Annotated in this window: 22 protein-coding genes and 1 tRNA gene; 13 read left to right on the top strand and 10 right to left on the bottom strand. The window is 66.6% G+C overall.

Going from position 1 to position 25,457, the window contains the following annotated elements; all coding sequences use genetic code 11:
* The first annotated feature begins 14 nt into the window (after positions 1–14).
* The 6 genes from rsmB (at position 15) to AC07X4_RS09010 (ending at position 6,685) form a co-directional block, all read left to right on the top strand.
* Positions 15–1,487, top strand: coding sequence for a 16S rRNA (cytosine(967)-C(5))-methyltransferase RsmB (rsmB, locus tag AC07X4_RS08985; protein ID WP_494739880.1), 1,473 nt, complete (start codon positions 15–17; stop codon positions 1,485–1,487).
* Between the two features lie 10 nt (positions 1,488–1,497).
* Positions 1,498–2,109 carry a DUF4390 domain-containing protein gene (locus tag AC07X4_RS08990; RefSeq protein WP_108498076.1) on the top strand — a complete coding sequence of 204 codons (612 nt, stop codon included), beginning with the start codon at positions 1,498–1,500 and terminating at the stop codon, positions 2,107–2,109.
* On the top strand, positions 2,106–4,400 hold the full coding sequence (locus AC07X4_RS08995) for a sensor histidine kinase (RefSeq protein ID WP_494739881.1): 2,295 nt from the start codon (positions 2,106–2,108) through the stop codon (positions 4,398–4,400). The genes AC07X4_RS08990 and AC07X4_RS08995 overlap by 4 nt, the downstream gene beginning before the upstream one ends.
* A 42-nt stretch (positions 4,401–4,442) precedes the next feature.
* Positions 4,443–5,126, top strand: a complete 684-nt coding sequence (locus AC07X4_RS09000) for a response regulator (protein ID WP_060986598.1) — start codon at positions 4,443–4,445, stop codon at positions 5,124–5,126.
* A gap of 60 nt (positions 5,127–5,186) precedes the next feature.
* Positions 5,187–5,262, top strand: a tRNA-Phe gene (locus AC07X4_RS09005).
* Positions 5,263–5,431: 169 nt separating this feature from the next.
* Positions 5,432–6,685: an Hsp70 family protein gene (locus AC07X4_RS09010; protein WP_056059922.1), complete on the top strand. Its 1,254-nt coding sequence runs from the start codon at positions 5,432–5,434 to the stop codon at positions 6,683–6,685.
* A gap of 101 nt (positions 6,686–6,786) precedes the next feature.
* Here the strand turns inward: AC07X4_RS09010 and rsmI are convergent, their stop codons facing one another.
* Complete coding sequence (gene rsmI / locus AC07X4_RS09015) at positions 6,787–7,716, bottom strand: 16S rRNA (cytidine(1402)-2'-O)-methyltransferase (protein ID WP_146870195.1); 930 nt, start codon at positions 7,714–7,716, stop codon at positions 6,787–6,789.
* Here rsmI and AC07X4_RS09020 point away from each other — a divergent pair.
* From AC07X4_RS09020 to AC07X4_RS09030, 3 genes are all read left to right on the top strand, one after another.
* Entirely contained in the window at positions 7,716–8,126 is a 411-nt protein-coding gene (locus AC07X4_RS09020; RefSeq protein ID WP_494739882.1) for a YraN family protein, read from the top strand. The genes rsmI and AC07X4_RS09020 overlap by 1 nt on opposite strands.
* A gap of 90 nt (positions 8,127–8,216) precedes the next feature.
* Entirely contained in the window at positions 8,217–8,816 is a 600-nt protein-coding gene (locus tag AC07X4_RS09025) for an SIS domain-containing protein (protein ID WP_056059914.1), read from the top strand.
* A complete protein-coding gene (locus AC07X4_RS09030; RefSeq protein ID WP_056745822.1) occupies positions 8,813–9,478 on the top strand; it encodes a BON domain-containing protein in 666 nt (221 codons plus the stop codon). Before AC07X4_RS09025 ends, AC07X4_RS09030 begins: the two co-directional genes overlap by 4 nt.
* 204 nt (positions 9,479–9,682) lie before the next feature.
* Here the strand turns inward: AC07X4_RS09030 and AC07X4_RS09035 are convergent, their stop codons facing one another.
* From AC07X4_RS09035 to AC07X4_RS09050, 4 genes are all read right to left on the bottom strand, one after another.
* Positions 9,683–10,597 carry an NAD(P)-dependent oxidoreductase gene (locus AC07X4_RS09035; protein ID WP_494739883.1) on the bottom strand — a complete coding sequence of 305 codons (915 nt, stop codon included), beginning with the start codon at positions 10,595–10,597 and terminating at the stop codon, positions 9,683–9,685.
* Positions 10,598–10,696: 99 nt separating this feature from the next.
* Positions 10,697–11,833, bottom strand: a complete 1,137-nt coding sequence (locus AC07X4_RS09040; RefSeq protein WP_056059906.1) for a PilT/PilU family type 4a pilus ATPase — start codon at positions 11,831–11,833, stop codon at positions 10,697–10,699.
* Positions 11,834–11,891: 58 nt separating this feature from the next.
* Positions 11,892–12,527 carry a Crp/Fnr family transcriptional regulator gene (locus AC07X4_RS09045; protein ID WP_015012256.1) on the bottom strand — a complete coding sequence of 212 codons (636 nt, stop codon included), beginning with the start codon at positions 12,525–12,527 and terminating at the stop codon, positions 11,892–11,894.
* A gap of 67 nt (positions 12,528–12,594) precedes the next feature.
* Positions 12,595–13,638, bottom strand: coding sequence for a type IV pilus twitching motility protein PilT (locus AC07X4_RS09050; protein ID WP_015012257.1), 1,044 nt, complete (start codon positions 13,636–13,638; stop codon positions 12,595–12,597).
* Between the two features lie 37 nt (positions 13,639–13,675).
* Between AC07X4_RS09050 and AC07X4_RS09055 the strand changes: the two genes are divergently transcribed.
* Complete coding sequence (locus AC07X4_RS09055) at positions 13,676–14,395, top strand: YggS family pyridoxal phosphate-dependent enzyme (protein ID WP_218299053.1); 720 nt, start codon at positions 13,676–13,678, stop codon at positions 14,393–14,395.
* Between the two features lie 6 nt (positions 14,396–14,401).
* On the opposite strand, the gene ltaE is transcribed toward AC07X4_RS09055, so the two are convergent.
* The 3 genes from ltaE to AC07X4_RS09070 all read right to left on the bottom strand — a co-directional run bounded on the left by ltaE (position 14,402) and on the right by AC07X4_RS09070 (position 17,532).
* Positions 14,402–15,472, bottom strand: a complete 1,071-nt coding sequence (gene ltaE, locus AC07X4_RS09060) for a low-specificity L-threonine aldolase (RefSeq protein WP_494739884.1) — start codon at positions 15,470–15,472, stop codon at positions 14,402–14,404.
* Positions 15,473–15,581: 109 nt separating this feature from the next.
* Positions 15,582–16,829 (bottom strand): branched-chain amino acid ABC transporter substrate-binding protein, encoded by a 1,248-nt coding sequence (locus tag AC07X4_RS09065; protein ID WP_494739885.1) that lies wholly within the window; start codon positions 16,827–16,829, stop codon positions 15,582–15,584.
* Positions 16,830–16,881: 52 nt separating this feature from the next.
* Positions 16,882–17,532: a TetR/AcrR family transcriptional regulator gene (locus AC07X4_RS09070; RefSeq protein WP_063459232.1), complete on the bottom strand. Its 651-nt coding sequence runs from the start codon at positions 17,530–17,532 to the stop codon at positions 16,882–16,884.
* A 155-nt stretch (positions 17,533–17,687) separates the two neighbouring features.
* Here AC07X4_RS09070 and AC07X4_RS09075 point away from each other — a divergent pair, with 155 nt between their 5' ends.
* Entirely contained in the window at positions 17,688–19,298 is a 1,611-nt protein-coding gene (locus AC07X4_RS09075) for an AMP-binding protein (RefSeq protein WP_494739886.1), read from the top strand.
* Between the two features lie 87 nt (positions 19,299–19,385).
* Complete coding sequence (locus AC07X4_RS09080) at positions 19,386–22,658, top strand: acetyl-CoA carboxylase family protein (protein ID WP_494739903.1); 3,273 nt, start codon at positions 19,386–19,388, stop codon at positions 22,656–22,658.
* Between the two features lie 28 nt (positions 22,659–22,686).
* Here the strand turns inward: AC07X4_RS09080 and AC07X4_RS09085 are convergent, their stop codons facing one another.
* Both AC07X4_RS09085 and AC07X4_RS09090 read right to left on the bottom strand, forming a co-directional pair.
* A complete protein-coding gene (locus tag AC07X4_RS09085; RefSeq protein WP_494739887.1) occupies positions 22,687–23,298 on the bottom strand; it encodes a LysE family translocator in 612 nt (203 codons plus the stop codon).
* Between the two features lie 98 nt (positions 23,299–23,396).
* A complete protein-coding gene (locus AC07X4_RS09090; RefSeq protein WP_260666025.1) occupies positions 23,397–24,203 on the bottom strand; it encodes an AraC family transcriptional regulator in 807 nt (268 codons plus the stop codon).
* A 90-nt stretch (positions 24,204–24,293) separates the two neighbouring features.
* Between AC07X4_RS09090 and AC07X4_RS09095 the strand changes: the two genes are divergently transcribed.
* Complete coding sequence (locus tag AC07X4_RS09095) at positions 24,294–25,433, top strand: aminotransferase class V-fold PLP-dependent enzyme (RefSeq protein ID WP_494739888.1); 1,140 nt, start codon at positions 24,294–24,296, stop codon at positions 25,431–25,433.
* The last annotated feature ends 24 nt before the right edge of the window (positions 25,434–25,457 follow it).

Here is a 25,457-nt window from a genome sequence, read left to right on the forward strand (position 1 = left end):
TTTTCAGGATCACGATGACTCCACCTCCCCACCACCGTCCCCGCCGCACCGGTGGCAACGCGCCGCGTCCCGTGCGCGCAGGCTCCGGCCAGCAGTCTGCGCAGGCGGGTTCTGCTGCGAGCTCACCCGATAGGGCGACTCCATCGAGTGCCACGACGGTTCCTCTGTGGCGGTTGCTGACAGCGGTGGCTGGCGCCTTGCAGGCGATCCGGGGTGGGCAGTCCGGCACGGCAGCGCTGGCGGCCATAGAGATCGCGCTGCGCCCTGGCGCGCAGGCCCTGCTGTTCCAGGTATTGCGCCAGACCGGGCGGGCCGAGGCCCTGCGCCGACAGCTGGCCGCCCGTGCCCCCGCACCCGCCGCCGATGCGCTGCTGTGCAGCGCGCTGGCGCTGTGCTGGGACCCGCAGGCCTCGCCCTATGAACCCTTCACCCTGGTGAACCAGGCGGTGGAGGCGGCCAAGCACCACCCGGCCACCCGCGCGCAGGCCTCGTTCATCAACGGCTGCCTGCGCCGTTTTCTGCGCGAGCGCGACGCCCTGGTGGCCGCCACCGACAACGATCCCGTGGCGCGCTGGAACCATCCGGCGTGGTGGGTGCAGCGCCTGCGCAAGGACCACCCCCAGCACTGGGAGCAGATCCTGCAGGCCAACAATGCCCACGCACCCATGGTGTTGCGGGTCAACGAACAAAAATGCACGGTAGCGCAGTATTTACATGCCTTGGATGCTATTGGTTTAGGAGCGGTTGCGGTGGGCCAGCATGGCGTCGCGCTGCGCCAGGCGGTGCCCGTTCAGTCGCTGCCACACTTTGCGGAGGGCTGGGTGTCCGTGCAGGACGCCGCCGCCCAGCAGGCGGCTCCTTTGCTGCTGCAAGGGCTGGATCTGAGTCAGCCCTTGCGCGTGCTCGACGCCTGCGCCGCCCCCGGCGGCAAGACGGCGCACCTGCTGGAGATGGCGGGTCCGCAGCCTCCCTTGCAGGTGACGGCGCTGGAGATCGATGCCACACGCAGCGTCCGCATTGGTGAAACCCTGCAGCGCCTGGGGCTGATGGCCCAGGTCTTGGTGGCCGATGCCGCCCGCCCGCAAGACTGGTGGCAGTCGCAGTGCGGCGGCGTGCCGTTCGACGCCATCCTGCTCGACGCTCCGTGCACCGCGTCCGGCATTGTGCGTCGCCATCCAGACGTGCGCTGGCTGCGCCGTGAATCCGACATTGCCCAGCTGGCAACCCTGCAGGCGGCCCTGCTCAAGGCCCTGTGGCCGCTGTTGCGTCCCGGCGGGCGCCTGCTGTATTGCACTTGTTCCGTCTTCCGGGCAGAGGGTGATGCCCAGGTGCAAACGTTTCTTGCACACAACACCGATGCGCAAATGCTGCCGTCGCCGGGGCATTTAATTCCCGGCAACGCGGACAAGGTCGGGGCTGTCCCGGACAATCTGACCGGTGACCACGACGGCTTTTTTTACGCACTGTTGCAAAAATCGGCGCAATGAGCCCCGGGGCATGCGCTGGTGGCTGGTGTGCGCATGGTTTGTGCTGTTTTGGGGGACGGTGCTCTGCTGGGTGCCGCAGGCCGTAGCGGCACAGGCGGCCTCCTCCGAGGTGGGTGACCTGCGCCTCGAACGCGGGGACGACGGTCTGTACCTGAGTGCCAACCTGCAATTTGAACTGCCCGAGCTGGCCGAAGACGCCCTGCAAAAAGGCATTCCCATGTTCTTCGTGGCCGACGCCCAGGTGCTGCGCGACCGCTGGTACTGGTCCGACCGGCAGGTGGCCGAGACCACCCGGTACTTCCGCCTGAGCTACCAGCCGCTCACCCGCCGTTGGCGTCTCAACATCTCCTCCACGCCTTTCACCAACAGCGGGCTGGGCGTGGTGCTGGGTCAGAATTTTGACAATTACGCCGATGCCTTGTCGTCGATTCAGCGTTTTTCACGTTGGAAGATCGCCGAACGCGATGTGATCGAGTCCGATGCCGTGCATACGGTGAACTTCCGCTTCCGCCTCGACATGTCCCAGCTGCCCCGTCCTTTCCAGATCGGTGCGGTCGGCCGGTCGGGCTGGAACCTGCTGGTCTCCCGCAGCCAGCGCCTGGGCGCAGAGCCAGTCAAGTGAGCACGTCCCCCCCATCCACCGGCGTTTCGGCATCGACCCACGCCACCGCCCGCCAGTCCCGCGCAGTGCGCTGGGCCGTGGGCGTGGGCGCTGCCATCATGTCGGCCATCGGTCTGGTACTGCTGTTCTTGCTGACGCTGGCCACCAACAACCGTGTGCTGTACGAGCGCAACTACGCCTGGCTCTTCGGCGTCAACGTGTTTGTGGCGCTGCTGCTGCTGCTGGTGCTGGGCTGGGTGGCGGTGCGCCTGGGCTTGCGCCTGCGCAAGGGGCGCTTTGGCAGCCGCCTGCTGGTCAAGCTCGCAGCCATTTTTGCGCTGGTGGGGCTCATGCCGGGGCTGCTGATCTATGTGGTGTCCTACCAGTTCGTCACGCGCTCCATCGAAAGCTGGTTCGACGTGAAGGTGGAGGGGGCCCTGTCTGCGGGCGTCAACCTGGCCCGCGTGTCGCTGGACTCGCTGGCCGCGGACATGGCCGCCAAGACCCGCAATGCCAGCGCCCAGGTGGCCCAGGTGCCCGACGCCGCTGCAGGCCTGGTGCTGGAGCGTATTCGCGACCAGCTCGGAGCGACCGATGTGGTGCTCTGGAACGCGTCCGGTCAGGCGGTGGCCAGCGCGGGGCAGTCGCGGTTCAGCCTCAACCCCGAGCGGCCCGGCGCTGCCTTGCTGCGCACGGCGCGCCAGCAGCGCGCCACGGCGCAGATTGAAGGGTTGGACGACATCGCCGACCCGGCTGCGGCGCAGAACGCGCGGGTCAAGGTGCTGGCCCTGGTCAGCAGCCCCAGCGTGGGCCTGTTGATGGAGCCGCGCTATCTGCAGGCCACCTTGCCCCTGCCGCCAGCCTTGGTGGCCAACGCCATCGCCGTGCAGGAGGCCAATCGTGAATACCAGGAGCGTGCGCTGGCCCGGGGCGGGCTGCGGCGCATGTATGTGGGCACGCTCACGCTGAGTCTGTTCCTAGCGGTGTTCGGCGCGGTGCTGCTGGCGGTGCTGCTGGGCAACCAGCTGGCGCGGCCTTTGTTGGTGCTCGCAGAGGGGGTGCGCGAGGTGGCTGCGGGCAACCTGAGTCCCAAGGCCGCGTTGCAAAGCAAAGATGAGTTGGGTGGGCTGACGCGCTCGTTCGCGCTCATGACCCAGCAACTGGCAGACGCGCGCCAGGCGGTGGAGCAGAGCATGGGCGAGGTCGATGCCTCCCGCGCCAACCTGCAGACCATTCTGGACAACCTTACGGCGGGTGTCATCGTGCTGGATGCGCAGGGACTGATCCGTTCGTCCAACCCGGGCGCCACCCGCATCCTGCGCGCTCCCATGGCCGCCTATGAGGGGCGGCCGCTGTCCGAAGTGCCGGGCCTCGCGGAGTTTGCCGCGTCGGTCCAGGGCCATTTCGATGCGTTTTTGGGGGACCATGAACGCCATGGCCTGGACCATTGGCAGCAGCCGTTCGAACTGCATGCCTCCTCCGGCGGCGCCGGACAACACGCCACCAGCCTGGTTGCGCGGGGCGCAGAGCTGCCCGATGCCACCCGACTGTTGGTTTTTGACGACATTTCGGAGATCGTTTCGGCCCAGCGTGCGCAGGCCTGGGGCGAGGTAGCGCGCCGGCTGGCGCATGAAATCAAGAACCCGCTGACCCCCATCCAGCTGTCGGCCGAGCGCCTTGAAATGAAGCTGTCGGGCAAGCTGCCGGACCCTGAACAGGCCATCCTCGCCAAGTCAGTCAAGACCATCGTGGACCAGGTCGATGCGATGAAGCGACTGGTCAACGAGTTCCGCGATTACGCGCGCTTGCCTGCCGCCGAACTGCATGCGCTGGACCTCAATGCCCTGGTCGCCGACGTGCTCCATTTGTATGGGGCAGAAAACGCCACCGTGCCTGTAGAAGCCGAGCTGGACCCGCGCTGCCCCTGGATTGCGGGCGATGCGCAGCAGTTGCGCCAGGTCGTACACAACCTGCTGCAGAACGCTCAGGACTCGACCGAGCAGGCCCGCGCCGGGGCCTCCGAGCCCGTGCCGCCGGTGCGCATCAGCACCCGCTGGAGCGAATCGTCACGCCGTGTGCGGCTCACGGTGTCGGACAGCGGCGGGGGCTTTCCGTCCCACATCCTGCAGCGCGCTTTCGAACCCTATGTCACCACCAAACCGCGTGGCACCGGCCTGGGTTTGGCCGTGGTCAAAAAGATCGCAGATGAGCACGGAGCGCGCATCGAACTGTCCAATCGCACCGAAGAAGGCGTGGTGCGCGGCGCCCAAGTGTCGTTATCATTCGCCCCTGAACCAGCGGTGGCGTCATAACAACACCGCCCCGCAGTACCTCCCCAAGGCGCTTCAACACACATGGCAAACATTCTGGTGGTCGACGATGAGCTCGGCATTCGTGATCTGCTGTCGGAAATCCTGAACGACGAAGGTCACAGCGTAGACCTCGCAGAAAATGCGACCCAGGCCCGAGCCGCCCGGGCAGGCAACAGCTATGACCTGGTGCTGCTGGACATCTGGATGCCTGACACCGACGGCGTCTCGTTGCTCAAAGAGTGGGCGACTGCGGGCGTGCTCACCATGCCGGTCATCATGATGAGCGGCCACGCCACCATCGACACGGCGGTGGAGGCCACGCGCATCGGCGCTTTCTCGTTCCTTGAAAAACCCATCACCCTGCAAAAGCTGCTCAAGGCCGTGGAGCAGGGCCTGGCCCGCAACGCGGCCCACCAGGCTGCACCCGTGGCTGCCGTGTCCGCACCCGCTGCCGCTCCGGCCGATCCCACGTTCTCGCAGCTGCCTGCCGTTTCCGCGGTGATGGCGGGGGTGGACCCTGGCCCCCACGCCCACCAGGGGTTTGACCTGGATCGCCCCCTGCGCGAAGCGCGCGATGGTTTCGAGAAAGCCTACTTCGAGTTTCACCTGGCCCGCGAAGGCGGCTCCATGACGCGCGTGGCCGAAAAGACGGGCCTGGAGCGCACCCACCTGTACCGCAAGCTGCGCCAGCTGGGCGTGGATCTGGGGCGCGGCAAGCGCGGCTGATCAATTAATTTGTGCCTTTTGCCGGAAGCGCTGATTTTTCTGGCTATAATTTGAGGCTCAGGCCCGGTAGCTCAGTCGGTAGAGCAGAGGATTGAAAATCCTTGTGTCGGTGGTTCGATTCCGCCCCAGGCCACCAAACAAAAGCCCTTGATTTGCAAGAATCAAGGGCTTTTTCAATTTCGTACCGCCGAAGCAGGGCCACACCCAGCTGGGCAGGTGCGCATGCCGAAATCCTGCGTTGCCTTGGTGCTGGTTGCCGCCCGTACCGCGCATTGCCTTCTTTGTTGTCTCTCCCCACGTTCCCCATGCCCCTTCTGCAGGACACCACCCTTGGTATCGACTTCGGCACTTCCAACTCCGCGATGGCGGTGCGGCAGGGCGCGGGCCTGTCGCGGATGGTGGCGCTGGAGGGGGATGCACACACGCTGCCCACCGCGCTGTTCTTCAACGCCGAAGACCAGCGCACGCACTTTGGGCGCGATGCGGTGGCGCAGTACCTCGCGGGCACGGAAGGGCGGCTGATGCGCTCGCTCAAGAGCCTGCTGGGCAGTGCGCTGCTGCAGGACAAGACCGCAGTGCACAACCAGCTGGTCAGCTACCAGGACATCATCGGCCTCTTCTTGCGGATGCTGGCGCAGAAGGCCCGCGACGAACTCGGTGGCATGCCCGGGCGGGTGGTGATGGGGCGGCCGGTGCATTTTGTGGACGGCGATGCCGAGCGCGATCAGCAGGCCGAGGACGCGCTGCGCCAGGCCGCGCTGTCTGCAGGGTTCGAGAACGTGAGCTTCCAGTTCGAGCCCATTGCGGCCGCGCTGGACTACGAGCAGCGCATCGACCGGGAGTCGCTGGTGCTGGTGGTGGACATTGGCGGCGGTACGTCGGACTTCACGGTGGTACGCCTGGGCCCCGAGCGCATGGCCCGCGCGGACCGCAGCAGCGATGTGCTGGCCACCACTGGCGTGCACATCGGTGGCACGGACTTTGACCGGCGCCTCAGCCTGGACCTGCTCATGCCGCTGCTGGGCTTTCGCCACATCGGTCCGTCGGGGCGCGAGGTGCCCAGCCGCGTGTTTTTCGACCTCTCGACCTGGCACCTGATCCAGTGGCTGTATTCGCCGCGCGCACTGCGTGATGCGCAGAACCTGCGCACCGACTATGCCGATGCCGCGCTGCATGCCCGGCTGATTCGGGTGTTGAACGAGCGGCTGGGCCACCGCCTGGCCAACACGGTGGAGCAGGCCAAGATCGCGGCTTCTCTGGCCGATGCCGAGGCGCCCATGCCGCTGGACTGGGTCGAGGCTGGGCTCGGCGCCGCCATCACGCCGCCCGGATTGGCGCAGTCCCTGGCGCAGCCGCTGGAACAGGTGGTGGCCTGCGCGCGCGACTGCCTGCAGATGGCGGGACTGGGCGATGGGGGTGTGGATGCGATCTACCTGACTGGGGGCTCGTCGGCATTGCGGCCCCTGCGCCAGGCACTGCGCACGGCCTTCCCGGCAACTCCGCAAGTGGAGGGTGATCTGTTCGGCGGGGTGGCTGCGGGCCTGGCGGTTTCGCGGTAGTCATGCCATCCAGTTTGCTATTAATTGGATAGCTTGTGCGGCATATTGCACTAGCGCTACCGCCCGAAAACATCGCAAACACGGCCCGGGAGCACCTGGAGTCAGTCCTGTACGCCATCCTCGCGCTTCCACTCCAGCGCGGTGTCGTACAGCACGTTGCGTGACGCGCCCGTGATCTCGGCGGCCAGGCGCACGGCGGTCTTCAGGGGCAGCTCGGCCAGCAACAGGCGCAGCACGCGGTGGCTGTCGCCCGCGTCGCTGACCACAGGGACCGGGTGCAGCAGCACCACGAATTCGCCGCGCGAGCGCTGGGGCGACCCATCCAGCCACGCCGTCAGCGCCCGCGCGGGCTGGGTGGTGACTTCTTCAAACTGTTTGGTCAGCTCGCGCGCCAGGGTGACGGGGCGCTCGCCCAATACGGCCAGGGCCTGGGCCAGCTCGCCGATGCGGTGGGGCGCTTCGAGCAGCACCACGCACCGGGGCTCCTGAGCCAGTTGCTGCGCAATCACGTTGGCACGCTCCGCGTTCTTGACGGGCAGGAATCCTGCAAACACAAAGCCGCCGTGTTCGGTGCTGTGGGCTACGGCACCGGCCACGCTCAATGCGGTGGTGATGCTGCTGGCGCCCGGCAGTGGCACGGCACGCAGGCCCGCCGCCTGCACGGCAGCCACCAGACGTGCGCCGGGGTCGCTCACGCCGGGGGTGCCTGCGTCGCTCACATAGGCCACGCGCTGGCCCTGCTGCAGCCGGTGCACCACGTTCTGCGCGGCTTCGGCCTCGTTGTGCTGGTGCACAGCCAGCAGCTGGCTGGCGCCCTTGTCGATGCCGTAGGCGCGCAGCATCGACTGCGTATGGCGCGTGTCTTCGCAGGCCACCGTGTCGGCCAGTTGCAGCACATGCAGTGCGCGCAAGGTGATGTCGGCCAGGTTGCCGATGGGCGTGGCCACCACGTACAGCGCGCCCTGCGGATAATGCTGCGCAGCGGCGGCGTCGTGCGCCGCGCCCTGGGCTGAAGCGAAAGATGCGCTCAATGAATTTCCTTGGAAAAAGACCACCGGCCCTTGCCACCCCAGGGGCTGCCAAAAAAGCCACCACGCGTGAGCGGGGCAACGCTGCCGAGGACCAGGCATTGGCCCATCTGCAGGCAGCGGGACTGCAACTGGCGGTGCGCAATTATCGGACGCCCGGACGCGGCGGGGGCGAGATTGATCTGGTGATGCGTGACCGGGATGGCACCCTGGTGTTTGTGGAGGTGCGCAGCCGCGCGCATGGCGGCTTTGGCGGCGCCGGTGCCAGCATCAGCGCGACCAAGCAGCAGCGCATCATCTTTGCCGCACGGCACTACCTGATGCGCTTGCCGTCGCCACCGCCCTGCCGTTTTGACGTGGTGCTGGTGGAGGAGGGGGTGCAGTGGATCAAGGCGGCGTTCGATGCGCAGTAGCGGCGGGCGCCGTACCGGTCGCCAGCGCAATGCAGGTGGCTACCCTTTGCTACAAAAGCTGTAACACGCGGCGGGTATCATCGGGCCCTCATGCTTGAGCAACGCATCCAACAGCATTTCATCGACAGCGCCGACCTGAAGTACCAGGCCGCGCAGACCCTGAGCCACCCCATTGCCGCTGCCGTACAGGCGGTGCTGGCCTGCGTGACCAGCGGCGGCAAGGTGCTGGCCTGTGGCAACGGCCCGTCCGCCGCCGAAGCGCAGCAGTTTGCCGCCTTTTGCGTGGCGGGCTTTGAACGCGAACGTCCCGAGCTGGCCGCGCTGGCGCTCACATCCGACAACACCCTGCTCACGGCGGCTGCGGGCAGCAACGATGCCACCCAGCAGTTTGCGCGCCAGGTGCGCGCCCTGGGCCAGGCGGGCGATGTGCTGCTGGCCCTGACGGTGCACGGCAACGACCCCAACCTGCTGGCTGCCGCCGAGGCCGCGCACGAGCGCGACATGACCGTGGTGGTGTTGGCGGGCCGCACCGGCGGCAAACTGGCCGCCATGCTGAGGGAGACCGACGTCTTGATCAGCGTGCCCCACGACCGTGCGGCACGCGTGCGCGAAGTCCACACGCTGGTATTGCATTGCATCAGCGACGGCGTGGACGCACAGTTACTTGGTGAACAGGAGATCCCACTATGAACCCGACAACCCTGAACCGCACCCGCCGCGTGGTGGGCACTGCCCTGGCTGCTGCCACACTGGCCGCCGCACTATCGGCCTGCGCGCCCCTGATCGTGGGCGGCGCTGTGGTCGGCGGCGTGATGGCGGTGGACCGCCGCACGGCCGGCACCCAGATCGAAGACGAAGGCATTGAGCTGCGCGCGGCCAACCGCATTCGCGAAGCCCTGGGCGACCGGGCCCATGTCAACGTGACCAGCTACAACCGCCAGGCCCTGCTGACCGGTGAAGTCGCCACGGCCCAGGACCGCCAGGCGGTGGAGCAGATGGTGTCGCAGGTGGAGAACGTGCGCTCCGTGGTCAACGATCTGGCCGTGATGCCCAGCTCCACCCTGAGCCAGCGGTCCACGGACACCTTCATCACCGGCAAGGTGCGTGCGAGCCTGGTGGACGCGCAGGACATCTCGGCCAACTCCTTCAAAGTGGTGACCGAGCGCAACACGGTCTATCTGATGGGCCGTGTCTCGCAGCGCGAGGCTAACCGTGCCACGGACATCGCCCGGGGCGTGAGTGACGTGCGCAAGGTGGTGCGTGTGTTCGAGATCGTTTCGGAGGAAGAGCTGCGCCGCATCGCGCCGCAGCCTGCGCCGGTCACCACGGACACCAAGCCGGCCGGCGGCTGAGGACAGGGTTCAGCCCAGAGGGGCCAAGTCCCAGACCGCAGCGCGTGGTCTGGGGCTTTTTTCTTGCAGCGCAGCGCTGGGGCTCCGCTGCGCTGCCACACGTCGTCGGCGTTGCACCCGGGGGTGAGGCTGTGACGACGCCTGCTTCGCCCGACCGCCGGGTCTGCCCTTTGTCAGGGCAGACACCGCAGGCGGCTGAGGGGGTTACTTCAAGCGCTGAATCAGGCTGGACGTATCCCAGCGGTTGCCGCCCATCTTCTGCACATCGGCATAGAACTGGTCCACCAGTGCCGTCACGGGCACGCGTGATCCGTTGCGCTTGGCTTCGTCCAGCACCAGTCCCAGGTCCTTGCGCATCCAGTCCACGGCAAAACCAAAGTCGAACTTGCCGTCCACCATGGTCTTGCCACGGTTGTCCATCTGCCAGCTCTGGGCAGCGCCCTTGCCGATCACTTCCAGCACCTGCTTCATGTCCAGCCCGGCGTTCTGGCCAAACGCCACGGCTTCCGACAGGGCCTGCACCAGCCCGGCGATGCAGATCTGGTTGACCATCTTGGCCAACTGGCCCGAGCCGCTGGCACCCAGCAGCGTGAAGGCGCGCGAGAACGCCATGGCCACGGGCTGAGCAGCCTCGAAGGCTGCGGGATCGCCACCGCACATCACGGTCAGCAGGCCGTTCTGAGCGCCGGCTTGGCCGCCGGACACGGGCGCATCCACAAACTGCAGGCCGAGCACTTGGGCGGCTGCATACAGCTCGCGGGCCACCTCGGCCGAGGCCGTGGTGTGGTCCACAAAAATCGCGCCGGGCTTCATGCCTGCGAAGGCACCGTCCGCACCCAGGGTGACCGAGCGCAGGTCATCGTCATTGCCCACACAGCAGAACACGATGTCGGCGCCTGCCGCCGCCTCGCGGGGCGTGGCTGCATGCTGGGGGGCCTTGGTGCTCGCATACTCTGCGCACCACGCTACGGATTTGGTAGCGGTCCGGTTGTACACAGTGACTTCATGACCAGCCAGCGCCAGGTGGCCTGCCATGGGATAGCCCATCACGCCCAAGCCCAGAAAGGCGACTTTGCGGGAGGGGGTGGTGTCGTAATTGCGGGGGTTAGTGCTTGGCATGGTGTGGCGGCAAGATGTTGCAAAAGTATGTGTGAAAACGAAAACCCGCCCAGGAGGGCGGGTGAAGCTGCGCGAAGGTGTGTGGACCTGGCTCTGGGGTCAAACGATCGCGAAATGCTCGGTGCCCTGTGCCAGGTCGGGTGACTTGGCGCGCTGGCTGTTGAGCTTGATCTGCAGGCGCAAGTCGTTGAGCGAGTCGGCATTGCGCAGTGCGTCTTCGTAGCTGATGACATTGGCCTCGTAGGCATCGAACAGCGCTTGGTCGAAGGTCTGCATGCCCAGGTTGCGGCTCTTCTTCATGATCTCCTTGATCTCGGAGACCTCGCCCTTGAAGATCAGGTCGGAGATCAGCGGGGTGTTGAGCATCACCTCCACCGCTGCGGCGCGGCCCTTGCCATCCTGCTTGGGGATCAGGCGCTGCGACACCATGGCGCGCAGGTTGAGCGACAGGTCCATCAACAACTGTGCGCGGCGCTCTTCAGGGAAGAAGTTGATGATCCGGTCCAGCGCCTGGTTGGCGCTGTTGGCGTGCAGCGTGGCCAGGCACAAGTGCCCGGTTTCGGCAAACGCCACCGCATGCTCCATGGTCTCGCGGTCGCGGATTTCGCCCATCAGGATCACATCGGGCGCCTGGCGCAGCGTGTTCTTCAGCGCTGCTTCCCAGCTGTCGGTATCCAGGCCCACTTCACGCTGCGTCACCACGCAGTTCTTGTGCGGGTGCACAAATTCGATGGGGTCTTCCACCGTGATGATGTGGCCGAACGAGTTCTCGTTGCGCCAGTCCACCATGGCGGCCAGCGTGGTGGACTTGCCCGAGCCCGTGGCACCCACCAGGATGCACAGGCCGCGTTTGGTCATCGTCACTTCCTTGAGCACCTGCGGCACACCCAGGCCGTCGATGGTGGGCAGCGTGAGCGGAATGGTCCGCAGCACCATGCCGACCTTGCCCTGCTGGATGAAAGCGTTGACGCGGAAGCGCCCGATGCCAGCGGGCGAGATGGCGAAGTTGCACTCCTTGGTGCGCTCGAAGTCTGCCACCTGCTTGTCGCTCATGATGGCGCGCGCCAGCGTGAGCGTGTGGTTGGACGTGAGGGGTTGCGGCGACACCTTGGTCACCTTGCCATCGACCTTGATGGCGGGTGGAAACTCTGCCGTGATGAACAAGTCGCTGCCGTTGCGGCTCACCATCAGCTTGAGCAGGTCATTGATGAATTTACTGGCCTGATCGCGTTCCATCAGAAGTTCTCCCGGGGGTGGTCGTCTGCCGGACGATCTTGTGTCGTGGATAGGTGCATCATTTCTGGTTGTCGCTCAGGCGTGCGCTCACCACGCGCAGGCGCAGCGACAGCTTGCGCGCCAGCAGGGCAATCAGGCTGGCGGCCAGTTGCGGATCCTTGGTCATCATGTCGTCCATGGCCTCGGCGGAGAGCACGGCGATCTCGCAGTCGGTCAGTGTGGTGCAGGCCGAAAAGCGGATGCCGCTGTCCAGCAGCGACATCTCGCCCAGGATGTCCCCAGGGCGTGTCTCGGCCAGGCGCAATTGTTCGCCCCAAGGCTGCACGCGGTCCACGGCGATGGTGCCTGTGAGCAGCACCACCATGAAGTTGCCGTACTCATCCTGGCGAATCACGTCGCGATTGGACGGGACGGCCGCAAATTCAAAAAAGCGCTCCATGCGCTCCACGGCGTCCTTGTCCAGGTGCGCCATGTACTTGTCCTTGGCCCACAGGCCTTGCAGCAGTTTGCCGCCCCGGCTGGTAGGCAGGCGCTTGGCGCCCACTTCCACGGCGCGTGCCTCCCAGGGCACCAGCATGGAGTCGTCCACACCCTGGCCCGCAAACGCGGTGGAAAACAGCACGGAATCCGTGTGGTCGTCCGATGGCTTGCCGCTGCGGGCTTTCATTTTCAGAAGGCTCAAAATGCCTTTCATATCGCGCTCCGGTATGCGGCGCCTGCAGGGGCCGCAAAGTCGTTCATGGGGGTGTGCTGTCGGGGGCTCAGCCGGGGAAGTTCTCGGGGATCTTGGCCTTGCTGCGTGCTTCGGCCGGACTGATGATGTTGCGGCGCACGAGGTCGGTCAGGTTCTGGTCCAGTGTCTGCATGCCCACGCTGTTGCTGGTCTGGATGGTGGAGTACATCTGCGCCACCTTGGCCTCGCGGATCAGGTTGCGGATGGCGCTGGTGCCCAGCATGATCTCGTGCGCAGCCACGCGGCCGGAGCCGTCCTTGGTCTTGCACAGCGTTTGCGAGATCACGGCCTGCAGCGATTCGGACAACATCGCACGGACCATTTCCTTTTCTTCGGCGGGGAACACGTCGATGATCCGGTCGATGGTCTTGGCAGCGCTCGAGGTGTGCAGCGTACCGAACACCAAGTGGCCCGTCTCAGCAGCCGTCATGGCCAGGCGGATGGTTTCCAGGTCGCGCATTTCGCCCACCAGAATGGCGTCCGGGTCTTCGCGCAGTGCGGACTTCAGGGCCGCCGCGAAGGACAGCGTCATCGGGCCGACTTCACGCTGGTTGATCAGGCACTTCTTGGACTCGTGCACGAATTCGATCGGGTCTTCCACCGTGAGGATGTGGCCGTATTCGGATTCGTTGAGGTAGTTGACCATGGCGGCCAGCGTGGTGGACTTGCCCGAGCCCGTGGGGCCGGTCACCAGCACCAGGCCCCGTGGCTTCAAGGCCAGGTCGCCGAAGATCTTGGGGGCGTTGAGCTGTTCCAGCGTCAGGATCTTGCTCGGAATCGTCCGGAACACAGCGGCCGCGCCCCGGTTCTGGTTGAAGGCGTTGACGCGGAAGCGGGCCAGGCCTTCGATCTCGAAGGAAAAGTCCACCTCCAGGAACTCTTCATACGTCTTGCGCTGCGCGTCGCTCATGATGTCGTACACCATGGCATGCACCGTCTTGTGGTCCAGCGCATCGACGTTGATGCGCCGCACATCGCCGTGGACCCGGATCATGGGCGGCAGGCCTGCGGAGAGGTGCAGGTCGGAGGCCTTGTTCTTGACGCTGAACGCGAGCAGTTGGGTAATGTCCACGGAATCCCTCTATCGTTTGGTACGCTTGCCAAACATTATGACCACGATTGCTAACAACCTCCAACAGGTTCTGGGCAGGATGGCGCAGGCGTGCAAAGCCGCCGGGCGCGATCCGGCCAGCGTTTCCTTGCTGGCCGTTTCCAAGACCTTTGGCGCCGATGCGGTGCTGGAGGCCGTGGCCGCCGGCCAGCGCGACTTCGGCGAAAACTACATCCAGGAAGGCGTGGACAAGATTGCGGCTGTGCGCGCCGCCTTGCCCGATGTGGCGCTGCAGTGGCACTGCATAGGCCCCATTCAGAGCAACAAGACCCGCCTGGTGGCCGAGCACTTTGGCTGGGTGCATACGGTGGACCGGCTCAAGATCGCCGAGCGCCTGTCGGCCCAGCGGCCCGATCACCTGCCGCCGCTGCAGATATGTATCCAGGTCAATATCGATGGAGGCCCCACCAAGTCAGGTGTGGCTCCTGCTGAAACGCTGGAGTTGGTGCGGGCTGTCGCAAAACTGCCACGGCTGGTGGTGCGGGGGCTCATGAGCATTCCGGACCATGCTCCTGAATTTGAAGCGCAACTGGCAATCCACACCAGCGCCAAGAGGCTTTTTGACCAAATATCTGCCTTGGGCGGACCGGGCCTGGGGAAGTTCGACACCCTGTCCTTGGGCATGACGGCCGATCTGGAGGCCGCCATCCAGGCGGGCAGCACGCTGGTGCGCGTGGGCACCGGCGTGTTTGGTGGACGGACCTACCCCGCCGCCTGAGCGGGCTCAGCCCGGCAGCGTGAAGCGCGCCACGCAATCCAGCGCTGCCGTCACATCCTCCTCGCTCACATCCAGGTGCGTCACCCAGCGCAGCCGGGTGGCGCCGCCATACAGGCTGCTGGTGACGCGCACGCCGTGCTGCGCCAGCCAGGCGGTGAAGGCTGGGGCCACCTCTGCGTGCAGGTCGGTGAAGAGGATGTTGGTTTGCCACGGCAGCACGGTGAGCTTGCCCTGCAGCACGGGGTGGCTGCGGTTGGCTTCGGACAGCCCTTGGGCCAGCCGGTCCAGGCGGGCGTGGTCTTCCGCCAGGCGCCGCACATGGTGCTGCAGCGCATAGTGGCCGGCAGCCGCCAGGACACCCGCCTGCCGCATGCCACCGCCCAGGATCTTGCGGGTGCGGCGCGCTTGTCGGATGAAGTCGCGCGAGCCCAGCACCAGCGAGCCCACGGGCGCGCCCAGGCCCTTGCTCAGGCACAGCGATGCGGAATCAAAGTGGCTGCACAGCGCGCGCGCTTCCGCATACACATCGGTACCGTTGCGCGCGGCATTGGCCGTGGCAGCGTTGAACATGCGTGCGCCGTCCAGGTGCATCGCCAGCCCCCGGCTGCGCGCCAGTTGCCCCACCTCGGCGATGTAGGCGGGCGGCAGCACCTGGCCACCGGTGGTGTTCTCCAGCACCACCAGGCGGGTGCGGGCAAAGTGCGGGTCGTCGGGCTTGATGGCGGCGGCGATGTCGGTCACGCGCAGCGTGCCGTCGGGCTGCGTCTCCACCGGCTGGGGCTGGATGGAGCCCAGCACGGCCATGCCACCCGCCTCCCAGCGGTAGGTGTGCCAGCTCTGGCCCACGATGGCTTCGTCGCCGCGCTGGCAGTGGCCCCACAGCGCGATCAGGTTGGTCTGCGTGCCAGAGGGGGCGAACAGCGCGGCCTCAAAACCCAGCAGCTCGGCGGCATGTTCCTGCAGTGCGTTCACTGAAGGGTCGTCGGCAAACACATCGTCGCCCAGCGGGGCCTTGAACATGGCCTCGCGCATAGCGGGCGTGGGCTGGGTGACGGTGTCGCTGCGAAAGTCGGGCATGGGCGCGGTCCTTGTGGGTCGGGTCAATGAATGCAATGACCGGCCATGGTAGCGGCGGCCTGTGGCGGTTGCCGCTGTGGGGATTTCGGCGCCCTTCGGCGCCGTGGCATCAAGGCCGCGTCATCTTGCACTCGGTGCCTTGGGCTATTTCATTGCCGGTGTAGGCGGCATCGGTGCGAAAGCCATAGTTCGTGCCTTCCCATCCCACCTTCACAGCCTTGCCGTCCACCGGCGCGATGGTGTTGACCACCTGCGGCAGCAACAGCTGGTGGTCTTCGCCGCGCATGCGCACGGGGCCCACTACCGAATCAATCGTCAGATCTTCCAGCGCGCGCGCCACCTTCACCGGGTCGGTGGACTGGGCTTTGTTGATGGCGGCGGCGAGGAAGCGGGGCGTCATCTCGATGCGCGGCGCGAGGAAGTCCTTGCCCGTCTTTGCCTTGTAGGTCTTGGCTAGCGTGTCCACCTTGGGCGTGTCGGCCTGGCCGGGGTGCCATTCAGCCACCCAGGTCAGCTGGCCTTGCTTGGCCTGCGACACGGCCAGCACCGTGCCCGGGATGGAGCCCGCGCTGTGATTGAAATACCGCAGGTTGTAGCCCGCATCGCCCGCCGCCTTGAGCAGCAGCGTCATGTCCTGCCCCCAGTTGCCGGTGATGACCGAATCGGCCTCGCTGCTCTTGACCTTGGCGAGATAGGGCGCAAAGTCCTTCACACGCCCGATGGGGTGCAGCGCCTCGCCCACAAACTGGATGTCGGGCCGCGCCAGGCCCACCATCTCGCGGCCATAGTGCGCCCACTGCTTGCCGTGCGCGTAGTCCTGGTTCAGCAGGTACACCTTCTTGATGTCCGGCTGCTTCTTGATGTAGTTGGCGATGGCCTTCATTTTCATGGCCGTGTTGGCCTCGAACTGGAAGTGCCAGAAGTTGCAGGCCTTGCCCGTCAGCTCGGGGTCGATAGAGGAGTGGTTCAGCACCAGGATCTCCTTGCCCGGGTTGCGCTGGTTGTGGCGCGCTGCCGCCTGCACCAGCGCCGTGACCACGGAGGAGCCCGAGCCGCCCGTCACGATGGCCTTGGCGCCCTGGTCGATGGCGGCCTGCAGCGCGCTCTGGCTCTCTTGCGCCGAGAGCTTGCTGTCAAACTGCAGCAACTGCAGCTTGGTGCCTTTGAGCACGCCGCCCTTGGCATTGATGTCCTCGATGGCGTACTGCGTATGCGTGAGCATCAGCTCGCCCACATTGGCAAACGGGCCGGACAGTGGGTCGATGTAGGCGACCTTGAAGGTTTCCTGCGCGCTGGCGGCCGTGCCGATCAGCAACGCCGCCGCAGCGGCCAGGGGGGTGAGAAACACGGTTTTCATGGGCTTTGTCTCCGGTGGTTGTTGTGCTGGGTGTAGGGGGCTGCGGTGCGCGTCATGCCGGGTTGCGCTTGCGGGTGCGCCGCAGACCGAGCACACGCCAGGCCAGTTGCGCCAGCTCCTGCGCCACCTCGTCTTGCGACAGGCGGCCGTCAGGGCGGTACCAGTTGTAGAGAAAGCCGGGCAGGCTGCAGGCGGCCAGGGCGGTGATCTTGGTGTCGTTGAACTCGAACATGCCGTCGTCGCGGCCCTGTTCGAGCAGCGCGCACAGCCGGTCATAGAAATGGTTCGCCAAATCCTTCTGCGCCGCCAGGTACTCGGGCCGGTACACCTGCGGCTCGCGGTACGGGAAGAAGGCCGAGGGGTGGTGCTCCAGCGTAGCGCGTATCAACCGCTCGATGCCCTCCGTCACCTTCACATGCGCAGGCCGGTCATCGTCCGCCGCAAAGTCCATGGCGGTAAAACACGCCACGGCAGGCGCCCACGACAGGGTCTCGAAGATCTCCTGCTTGTTGCGAAAGTAGTAGTACACAAAGGGCTTGGTCACGCCCAGCTGCTGCACGATCTGCTCGATGGTGGTGTTGGCGTAGCCCTGCGCATCGAACAGCGCCTCGGCTGCGCGCAGGATGCGTTCGCGCTTCTCGTCTGACCCGGCCGTGGCGGCCTTCTGGCGGCCGCTGGCCTGCACGGGGGGCTGCTGGTTCATCGGTGTCCTTTGCGCGACGTTTGATTTATACCCATGGGTAGCATTGTTCTACCGAGCGGTATATATTGGCAAGACGCTGGCGGGTGCGGCCACCCAGAGAAAACCCTGAGTGGCCGCCAAGAACCAGCGATTCCAGACACCTCGGAGACAACGCCATGCCTTCTGCCGCACCGCAGCTGCCGCTGCACGAACACCTGCGCCGCCACGCGCGCGAAACGCCCGACCGCATCGCCTACCTCTGGTACGGCCAGCCCCTCACCTGGGCGCAGCTTGATGCGGCCAGTGATGCATTTGCCGCGCGCCTGCAGGCGCTGGGTGTGGCCAAGGGCGAGCCCGTGGCACTGTTCATGAACAACTGCCCGCAGTACGTGATGGCGCACTACGGCATCCAGAAGATCGGCGCCATCGTCTGCCCCTGCGGCCCGCTGAACAAGGAGCACGAGCTGGAATACCAGCTCACCGACCTGCAGGCGCGCGTGATCGTCGCGGCCGATGTGCTGCTGCCCGTGGTGGACAAGGTGCGCGCCAAGACCGCGCTGCAGCAGGTGTTTGTGGTGCGCTATGCCGAGCTGCTGCCCGAGGGTTCGCCCAGCATCGACGTGCCTGCCGAGCTGCTGGCCATGCGCGCCGCCATGGCGCCGGTGCCTGCGGGCTGCGAAGACTTCCTGGCCGCCACCCGCACCGGCGCGCGGCCTGCGCCCGTGGCGCTGGCGATGGACGACGTCTCGCTGATGACCTACACCTCGGGCACCACCGGCCTGCCCAAGGGCGCGATGCTGAGCTACGGCAACGCCACCTTTAAGACCGCCGCGTCTGCCGACTGCAACGGCATGACGCCCCACGAAACACTGCTGGCCGTGGCGCCGCTGTACCACATCGCCGGCATGGTGATGGGCGTGAACCTGCCGGTCTACACCGGCGCCACCGCCGTGCTGCTGTACCGTTTTGACCCGCTGGGCGTGGCCCAGGCGCTGGAGCGCCACCGCGTGACCTGGTGGTACAGCATCGCGCCCATGAACGGCGCGCTCATGCAGGTGCCCGGCGCACGCGAGATGGACTGGAGCGCGCTGCGCCGCAACCCGGTCACGAGCTTCGGCATCACCTTCACCGAGGCGCTGGCCCAGCAGTGGCAGCAGTTCGCGCCGAACTGCATTGCGCACGAGGCGGCCTATGGCCTGTCGGAGACCCACACCGTGGACACCGCCATGCCGGTGGACGCCATCCGCTGGGGCACCCAGGGCAAGCCCGTGCCGGGCAACACCCTGCGCATCGTCGACCCCGACACCGGTGCGCCGCTGGCCGTTGGCGAGGTGGGCGAGATCACCATACACGGCCCCGGCAACTTCAAGGGCTACTGGAACAAGCCCGAGGCCACGGCCAAGACGCTGCGTGACGGCTGGGTCTACACCGGCGACATGGGCAAGATCGATGCGGACGGCTATGTCACCTTCATCGGCCGCTTCAAGGAAATGATCAAGGTCTCGGGCTACAGCGTGTTCCCCGAAGAGGTCGAGACCCTGCTCATCAAACACCCCGCCGTGGCCCAGGCCGCCGTGATTGGCGTGCCCGATGCGGAAAAGGGTGAGGTGGTGCGCGCCTTCATCGTCAAGAAGTCCGGCCAGGAGGTGGACGCCGCCGGCCTGGTGGCCTGGTGCCGCGAGAACATGGCGCCCTACAAAGCCCCGCGCGAGGTGCGTTTCATCGACGCACTGCCCGCCACGGGCGCTGGCAAAGTGCTGCGCCGCCTGCTGCGTGATATTGCTTGAATGAGTGAAAAATTGGCTGCTGGCGCTAGTTGAATATGCGCTGGCAGCTATAAAAAATAGAGCGACTGCCCCATGCCATCTTCTGTTCTGTTCACCAAAGTGCTGGTTGCCAATCGGGGCGAAATCGCACTGCGCACCGTGCGCGCCCTGCACGACCTGGGCATCACCAGCGTGGCCGTGTATGCCGACGATGACGCCACCAGCCCCCATGTCCACGCAGCCAGTGCGGCCGTGGCACTGGGCGCCACCGGCCCGGCTGCGTACCTGGACGGCGCGCGCCTCATCTCCATTGCGAAGGCGCAGGGCTGCGATGCCGTGCACCCGGGCTATGGCTTCTTGAGCGAACGCGCTGACTTCGCCCGCGCCTGCGCCGAGGCCGGGTTGCGCTTCATCGGCCCCACGCCCGCACAGCTGGCGCTGTTCGGTGACAAGGCACAGGCCCGTGCGCTGGCGCAGCAGCAGGGCGTGCCGCTCATGCCCGGCACGCAGACGGCGGTGACGCTGCAGGAGGCGCAGGCCTTCTTCGCGCAGCACGCCCATGCTGGCATCGTCATCAAGGCCATCGGTGGCGGCGGCGGGCGGGGCATGCGCGCGGTGGCGTCGGCCGATGACTTGCCCGCTGCCTACGCGCGCTGCCGCAGCGAGGCGCAGGCCGCCTTTGGTGTGGACGGCGTGTACGTGGAGCGCCTGATGGGCAACGCCCGCCACATCGAGGTGCAGGTGCTGGGCGATGGGCGCGAGGTGATCGCCCTGGGCGAGCGCGAATGTACGCTGCAGCGGCGCTTTCAGAAGGTGGTGGAGATCGCGCCCAGCCCTTCGTTGCCCGCGCCGCTGCGCGAGCGCATCACCGCTGCTGCGCTGGACATGGCGCGTGCCGTGGCCTACGAGGGCCTGGGCACTTTCGAGTTTCTGGTGGACCTGGCCTCCAGCGACTTGCCGTTTGTGTTCATCGAATGCAACCCACGCCTGCAGGTGGAGCACACCATCACCGAAGAGGTCACCGGCGTGGACCTGGTGCAGGCCCAGATCGCGCTGGCGGCGGGCCGCAGGCTGCGGGACATCGGTCTCGACCCGGCCGCACCGCCCCCCGTGTTGGGCTTTGCGATTCAGTGGCGCATCAACGCCGAAACGCTGGACGCGCAAGGCAACGCCACCCCCGGCAGCGGCACGCTCAGCCGCTTTGACCTGCCCGCAGGCCCAGGCGTGCGCGTGGACACGCACGGCGCAGCGGGCGCTACGCCGTCGCCGCACTACGACACGCTGTTGGCCAAGCTCATCGTGCATACGCGCAGCCCGCGTTTTGCCGATGCGCTGCGCCGCTCGCAGCGCGCGCTGGCCGAGTGCCGCATCGACGGTGTGGCCACCAACCTCGCGCTGCTGCAGGCGCTGGCAACACGGCCCGAAATGGAGAGCCAGCAGGTGCACACACGGTGGCTGGAGTCGGTGCTGCCAGAGCTTCTGATTGCTACAAAATATATAGCTATTAAGGCAGATTCGACTAGCGCTATAGGGCAAAAAGACTTGCGTATTGCCTCTGAAGCGCCGGAAGGAGCCGTGCTGGCCCCCATGCCCGCCCGCCTGGTGCAGATGAGCGTGGCCGAGGGCGACGTGGTCGCCGCCGGCGCCGAGCTGGCCGTGCTTGAAGCCATGAAGATGGAGCATGTGCTGCTGGCCCCGCACGCAGGCCGCGTGGGCGCGCTGCTGGCCGTGGCCGGTGGCTACGTCGCGCAGGGGCAGCCGCTGCTGGTGCTGGACGCGGTGGATGAGGGGGCCGATGTCGAAGTGCAGGGCGGTACGGTACATGACCCGGACCACATCCGCGCCGACCTGCAACGCGTGATCGACCGCCACGCCTTCACGCTCGACGCCGCGCGCCCCGAGGCCATGGCCAAGCGCCACGCCCAAGGCGGCCGCTCCGCGCGCGAGAACATTGCCGACCTGTGCGACGAAGGCAGCTTCATCGAATATGGTGCTCTCGCCATCGCCGCGCAGACGCGCCGTCGCAGCAAGGAGGACCTGATTGCCAACACGCCCGCCGACGGCATGGTCACGGGCATTGGCGGCATCAATGGTGCACTGTTTGGCGACGAGAAATCCCGCGCCGTGGTCATGTCGTACGACGCCACCGTGCTCGCAGGCACCCAGGGCGCACGCAATCATGCCAAGACCGACCGCATGCTCGGTATCGCGCTGGCGCAGAAGCTGCCGGTGGTGCTGTTCGCCGAGGGCGGCGGCGGGCGCCCGGGCGACACCGACATGCCCGTGGTGGCGGGGCTGCATGTGCACACCTTCGCCAGCTACGCGGCGCTGTCGGGCCAGGTGCCAGTCATCGGCATCGCCGCCGGGCGCTGCTTTGCGGGCAACGCGGCGCTGCTGGGCTGCAGCGACGTGATCATTGCCACGCGCGCCAGCAACATCGGCATGGGCGGCCCGGCCATGATCGAAGGTGGTGGGCTCGGCGTCTTCAAGCCCGAGCAGATCGGCCCGAGCCGCGTGCAGCATGCCAACGGCGTGATCGACGTGCTGGTCGATGACGAGGCCGGGGCGGTGCAGGCCGCGCGCCACTATCTGTCGTTCTTCCAGGGCCGCACATCGCAGTGGTCTGCACCCGACCAGCGCCTGCTGCGCGCCGTGGTGCCCGAGAACCGCCTGCGCGTGTACGACACCCGCACGGCGATGGCGGGCCTGGTGGACGACGGCAGCCTGCTGCTGCTGCGCACCGGCTTTGGCGCGGGCATCCACACCGCACTCGCGCGCATCGAAGGCCGCCCCGTGGGCCTGCTGGCCAACAACCCGCAACACCTGGGTGGCGCCATCGACGCCGATGCGGCCGACAAGGGGGCGCGCTTCATGCAGCTGTGCAACGCGCATGGCCTGCCCATCGTGAGCCTGGTGGACACGCCCGGCTTCATGGTCGGCCCCGAGGTCGAAGCCACGGCCCAGGTGCGCCACGTGAGCCGCCTGTTCGTCACCGCCGCCAGCCTGCGCGTACCCACCTTCAGCGTGGTGCTGCGCAAGGGTTACGGCCTGGGCGCCATGGGCATGACGGCCGGGGGCTTCCATGCGCCCGTGTTCACCGTGGCCTGGCCCACGGGCGAGTTCGGCGCCATGGGCCTTGAAGGCGCCGTGCGCCTGGGCTTTCGCAAGGAGCTGGAGGCGCTGCCCGAAGGCGCCGAGCGCGATGCGCTGTTTGCCAAGCTGCTGGCCAAGTCCTACGCCAATGGGGAGGCGATGCACATGGCGGCCACGCTGGAGATCGATGCGGTGATCGACCCGGCCGACACGCGGGCCTGGCTGGCGCGGGGGTTGGCATCGGCGCAGGTGGCGCCGCTGGGTCCACGTTGCATCGATACCTGGTGAAGCAGCACGGCACCTGACACGGTGGTGCCTATCGGTGCATCAGGGCGAGCTTTGCGCCGAGCCCGACAAACGCGGCCGCAAAGCCGCGGCGCAGCCACACCAGCGTGCCGGGGCGCTGCAGCACCTGGTCACGAAACCGGGCGGCAAAGACGCCATAGCCCAAGAACACCACAAAGGTCATGGCCATGAAGACCAGCGAGAGCTGGAGCATGCGCCACGCGGGCTGCGCTTCACCCGGTGCGATGAACTGCGGCAGAAAGGTGAGGAAGAACAGCGACAGCTTGGGGTTGAGCAGGTTGATCAGCATGGCTTCCGCGATACGCCCACCGGCTGTGCGTGCGGGTGCGTCAGTGCGAACCTCCAGTGTGGCGGGCGAGCGCCACGTGGCCCAGCCCATGTAGACCAGGTAGGCGACCCCCGCGTAGCGCAGAACATCGAATGCCGTGGCGCTGGCGTTGAGAAGTGCGGCCAGCCCGGTGATCGCCGCCAGCAGGTGCGGCACGATGCCGAGCGTGCAGCCCAGCGCCGTCACGGCGGCGGCTCGCGCGCCGCCCGAGAGCCCGGCCGCCACGGTCAGCAGGGTTCCTGGCCCCGGCGAGACGACCACGATGAGAGAGGTGATGAGAAATTCGATGCCCATGGCGAGAGGCCGCGCGGCGGCGGCGTGAATTGGCGATGCCCGCAGCATCGGCCAACCCCCGCACAACGGTCTTGAACGAAATTGCAGGGTCCGGGCTGTCAGCCGCGTGTGCGGACGTAGGCGCCCGGTGTGATGCCAAAGCTGCGCGTGAAGAGGCGCGTCAGGTGGCTTTGGTCGGCAAAGCCACTGGCTGCGGCGACATCAGCCAGGGGCGTACCCGCACCCATCAGATGGCGCGCAAGCTGCAGTCGGCGCTGCAGCAGGTAGGCGTGCGGCGTGAGGCCCGTGGCCTGGGCAAATTGGCGCACGAGCTGGTAGCGGCTCAAACTTGCTGCATCGGCCAGTTGCGCGAGGCTCCAGGCCGCGGTGGGATCGTCGTCCATCATGGTGCGAGCCCTGGCGATGGACGCGGCGGATTGTTGGTGGCCCTTCGGCCGCAGCAGGCCGCTCAGCACCCGCAACAGGCATTCCTCCACATGCAACGCTGCGGCCGAGTGGTTGGGGCGGTGGGTGGCCGCGTCGAACAGCGCCAGTACCTGGTCCGCCAGCCGCGCATCGCGCATCGTCGGAGCATGGAATTCGAAGGCGGAGCCGTGCGGGCCCGGATGCACCTCTGCCGCCAATGGCGCCACCAGGGCGGGCTCCAGGTAGAGCATGCGCCAGGCGCGTCCACGCTCGTCCAGCGGCATGCCATCGTGGACTTCGCCGGGGTTGACCGTGATGGTGTCGCCTGGGCCCGATTCCACAATCCCCCGGCCGCTGGCCGATTTCTGCGCACCCCGCTCGATCACGCCGAGGCCGAACTGCAAGTGCATGTGCCTGCCGAAGACGAGGCGGGAGTCGGCCTGCATCGCTTCGATGCCGGGCAGTGCGGTGGGCAGGAATCGGAAGGGTTTTTGCTGCATGGCGCGCGGCCTTGGGGTGGCGCGGGGCCATGATAAGCTGACCTGATCGTCCCTTTTTCCTCCCTCAGTTTCACACGCGGAGACTCCTCTATGCCCGGCCTTTTGCCCGATATCGACCCCGATGGTTTGCTCGAATTTTCGGTGGTCTACACCGACCGCGCGCTCAACCACATGTCCAAGCGCTTCACCGGCGTGGTGCAGGACATCCTGGGCACGCTCAAAGAGGTCTACCACGCCCACACGGCCGTGCTGGTGCCCGGCAGCGGTACCTTCGGCATGGAGGCCGTGGCGCGCCAGTTTGCCAACAAGGAAAAGGTGCTCATCGTGCGCAACGGCTGGTTCAGCTACCGCTGGACGCAGATCTTTGATGCCGACAAGGGCTTGGGCGGTGGTTCCGTGGTGTGCAAGGCGCGCCAGCAGGGCAGTGGCCCGCAGGCGCCCTGGGCACCATGCCCCGCAGAAGAAGTCGCCGCCACCATCCGCGCAGAAAAGCCCAAGGTGGTGTTTGCGCCCCATGTGGAAACAGCCAGCGGCATCATCCTTTCGGACGACTACATCCGCACGCTGACGGCGGCTGCGCATGAGGTGGGCGCGCTGTTTGTGCTGGACTGCGTGGCGTCGGGCGCGATGTGGGTGGACATGCAGGCCACGGGCGTGGATGTGCTCATCAGCGCGCCGCAAAAGGGCTGGAGCGGATCGCCTTGCTGCGCCATGGTGATGCTGTCCGAGCGTGCCCGCCAAGCCATCGAGGGCACCACGAGCAGCAGCTTCTCGTGCGACCTCAAGAAGTGGATGCAGATTGCCGAGGGCTACGAAAAGGGCCAGCACGCGTACCACACCACTATGCCCACGGATGCGCTGGTGCGCCTGCGCGAGGTGATGGCCGAGACGCGTGAATATGGATTTTCCAAGGTGCGTGACGAGCAGATCGAATTGGGCGCCAAGGTGCGCGCGCTGCTCGAATCGCGCGGCTTCCCCAGCGTGGCGGCAGACGGCTTCAAGGCGCCCGGCGTGGTGGTGAGCTACACCACCGACCCCGGCATCCAGAACGGCAAGAAGTTCATGGAAGTGGGGCTACAGACCGCTGCCGGCGTGCCGCTGCAGTGCGATGAAGGGCCGGACTTCAAGACCTTCCGCATCGGCCTGTTTGGCCTGGAGAAGTGGCACAACGTGGACCGCACGGTGGGCCACTTGTCGAAGGCGCTGGACCAGATTGCGGCGGCTGCCTGACGCATTGGGGTCGAGGTCGGCGGG

The organism is Acidovorax sp. GW460-11-11-14-LB4 (genome assembly GCF_059423685.1).

Bases quoted from the DNA above. Each gene is read 5' to 3' on its own strand.
- rsmB (WP_494739880.1), top strand. From the start codon at position 15: ATGACTCCACCTCCCCACCACCGTCCCCGCCGCACCGGTGGCAACGCG.
- AC07X4_RS08990 (WP_108498076.1), top strand. From the start codon at position 1,498: ATGCGCTGGTGGCTGGTGTGCGCATGGTTTGTGCTGTTTTGGGGGACG.
- AC07X4_RS09000 (WP_060986598.1), top strand. From the start codon at position 4,443: ATGGCAAACATTCTGGTGGTCGACGATGAGCTCGGCATTCGTGATCTG.
- AC07X4_RS09010 (WP_056059922.1), top strand. From the start codon at position 5,432: ATGCCCCTTCTGCAGGACACCACCCTTGGTATCGACTTCGGCACTTCC.
- AC07X4_RS09020 (WP_494739882.1), top strand. From the start codon at position 7,716: ATGAATTTCCTTGGAAAAAGACCACCGGCCCTTGCCACCCCAGGGGCT.
- AC07X4_RS09025 (WP_056059914.1), top strand. From the start codon at position 8,217: ATGCTTGAGCAACGCATCCAACAGCATTTCATCGACAGCGCCGACCTG.
- AC07X4_RS09030 (WP_056745822.1), top strand. From the start codon at position 8,813: ATGAACCCGACAACCCTGAACCGCACCCGCCGCGTGGTGGGCACTGCC.
- AC07X4_RS09035 (WP_494739883.1), bottom strand. From the start codon at position 10,597: ATGCCAAGCACTAACCCCCGCAATTACGACACCACCCCCTCCCGCAAA.
- AC07X4_RS09040 (WP_056059906.1), bottom strand. From the start codon at position 11,833: ATGGAACGCGATCAGGCCAGTAAATTCATCAATGACCTGCTCAAGCTG.
- AC07X4_RS09045 (WP_015012256.1), bottom strand. From the start codon at position 12,527: ATGAAAGGCATTTTGAGCCTTCTGAAAATGAAAGCCCGCAGCGGCAAG.
- AC07X4_RS09055 (WP_218299053.1), top strand. From the start codon at position 13,676: ATGACCACGATTGCTAACAACCTCCAACAGGTTCTGGGCAGGATGGCG.
- ltaE (WP_494739884.1), bottom strand. From the start codon at position 15,472: ATGCCCGACTTTCGCAGCGACACCGTCACCCAGCCCACGCCCGCTATG.
- AC07X4_RS09065 (WP_494739885.1), bottom strand. From the start codon at position 16,829: ATGAAAACCGTGTTTCTCACCCCCCTGGCCGCTGCGGCGGCGTTGCTG.
- AC07X4_RS09070 (WP_063459232.1), bottom strand. From the start codon at position 17,532: ATGAACCAGCAGCCCCCCGTGCAGGCCAGCGGCCGCCAGAAGGCCGCC.
- AC07X4_RS09075 (WP_494739886.1), top strand. From the start codon at position 17,688: ATGCCTTCTGCCGCACCGCAGCTGCCGCTGCACGAACACCTGCGCCGC.
- AC07X4_RS09085 (WP_494739887.1), bottom strand. From the start codon at position 23,298: ATGGGCATCGAATTTCTCATCACCTCTCTCATCGTGGTCGTCTCGCCG.
- AC07X4_RS09090 (WP_260666025.1), bottom strand. From the start codon at position 24,203: ATGCAGCAAAAACCCTTCCGATTCCTGCCCACCGCACTGCCCGGCATC.
- AC07X4_RS09095 (WP_494739888.1), top strand. From the start codon at position 24,294: ATGCCCGGCCTTTTGCCCGATATCGACCCCGATGGTTTGCTCGAATTT.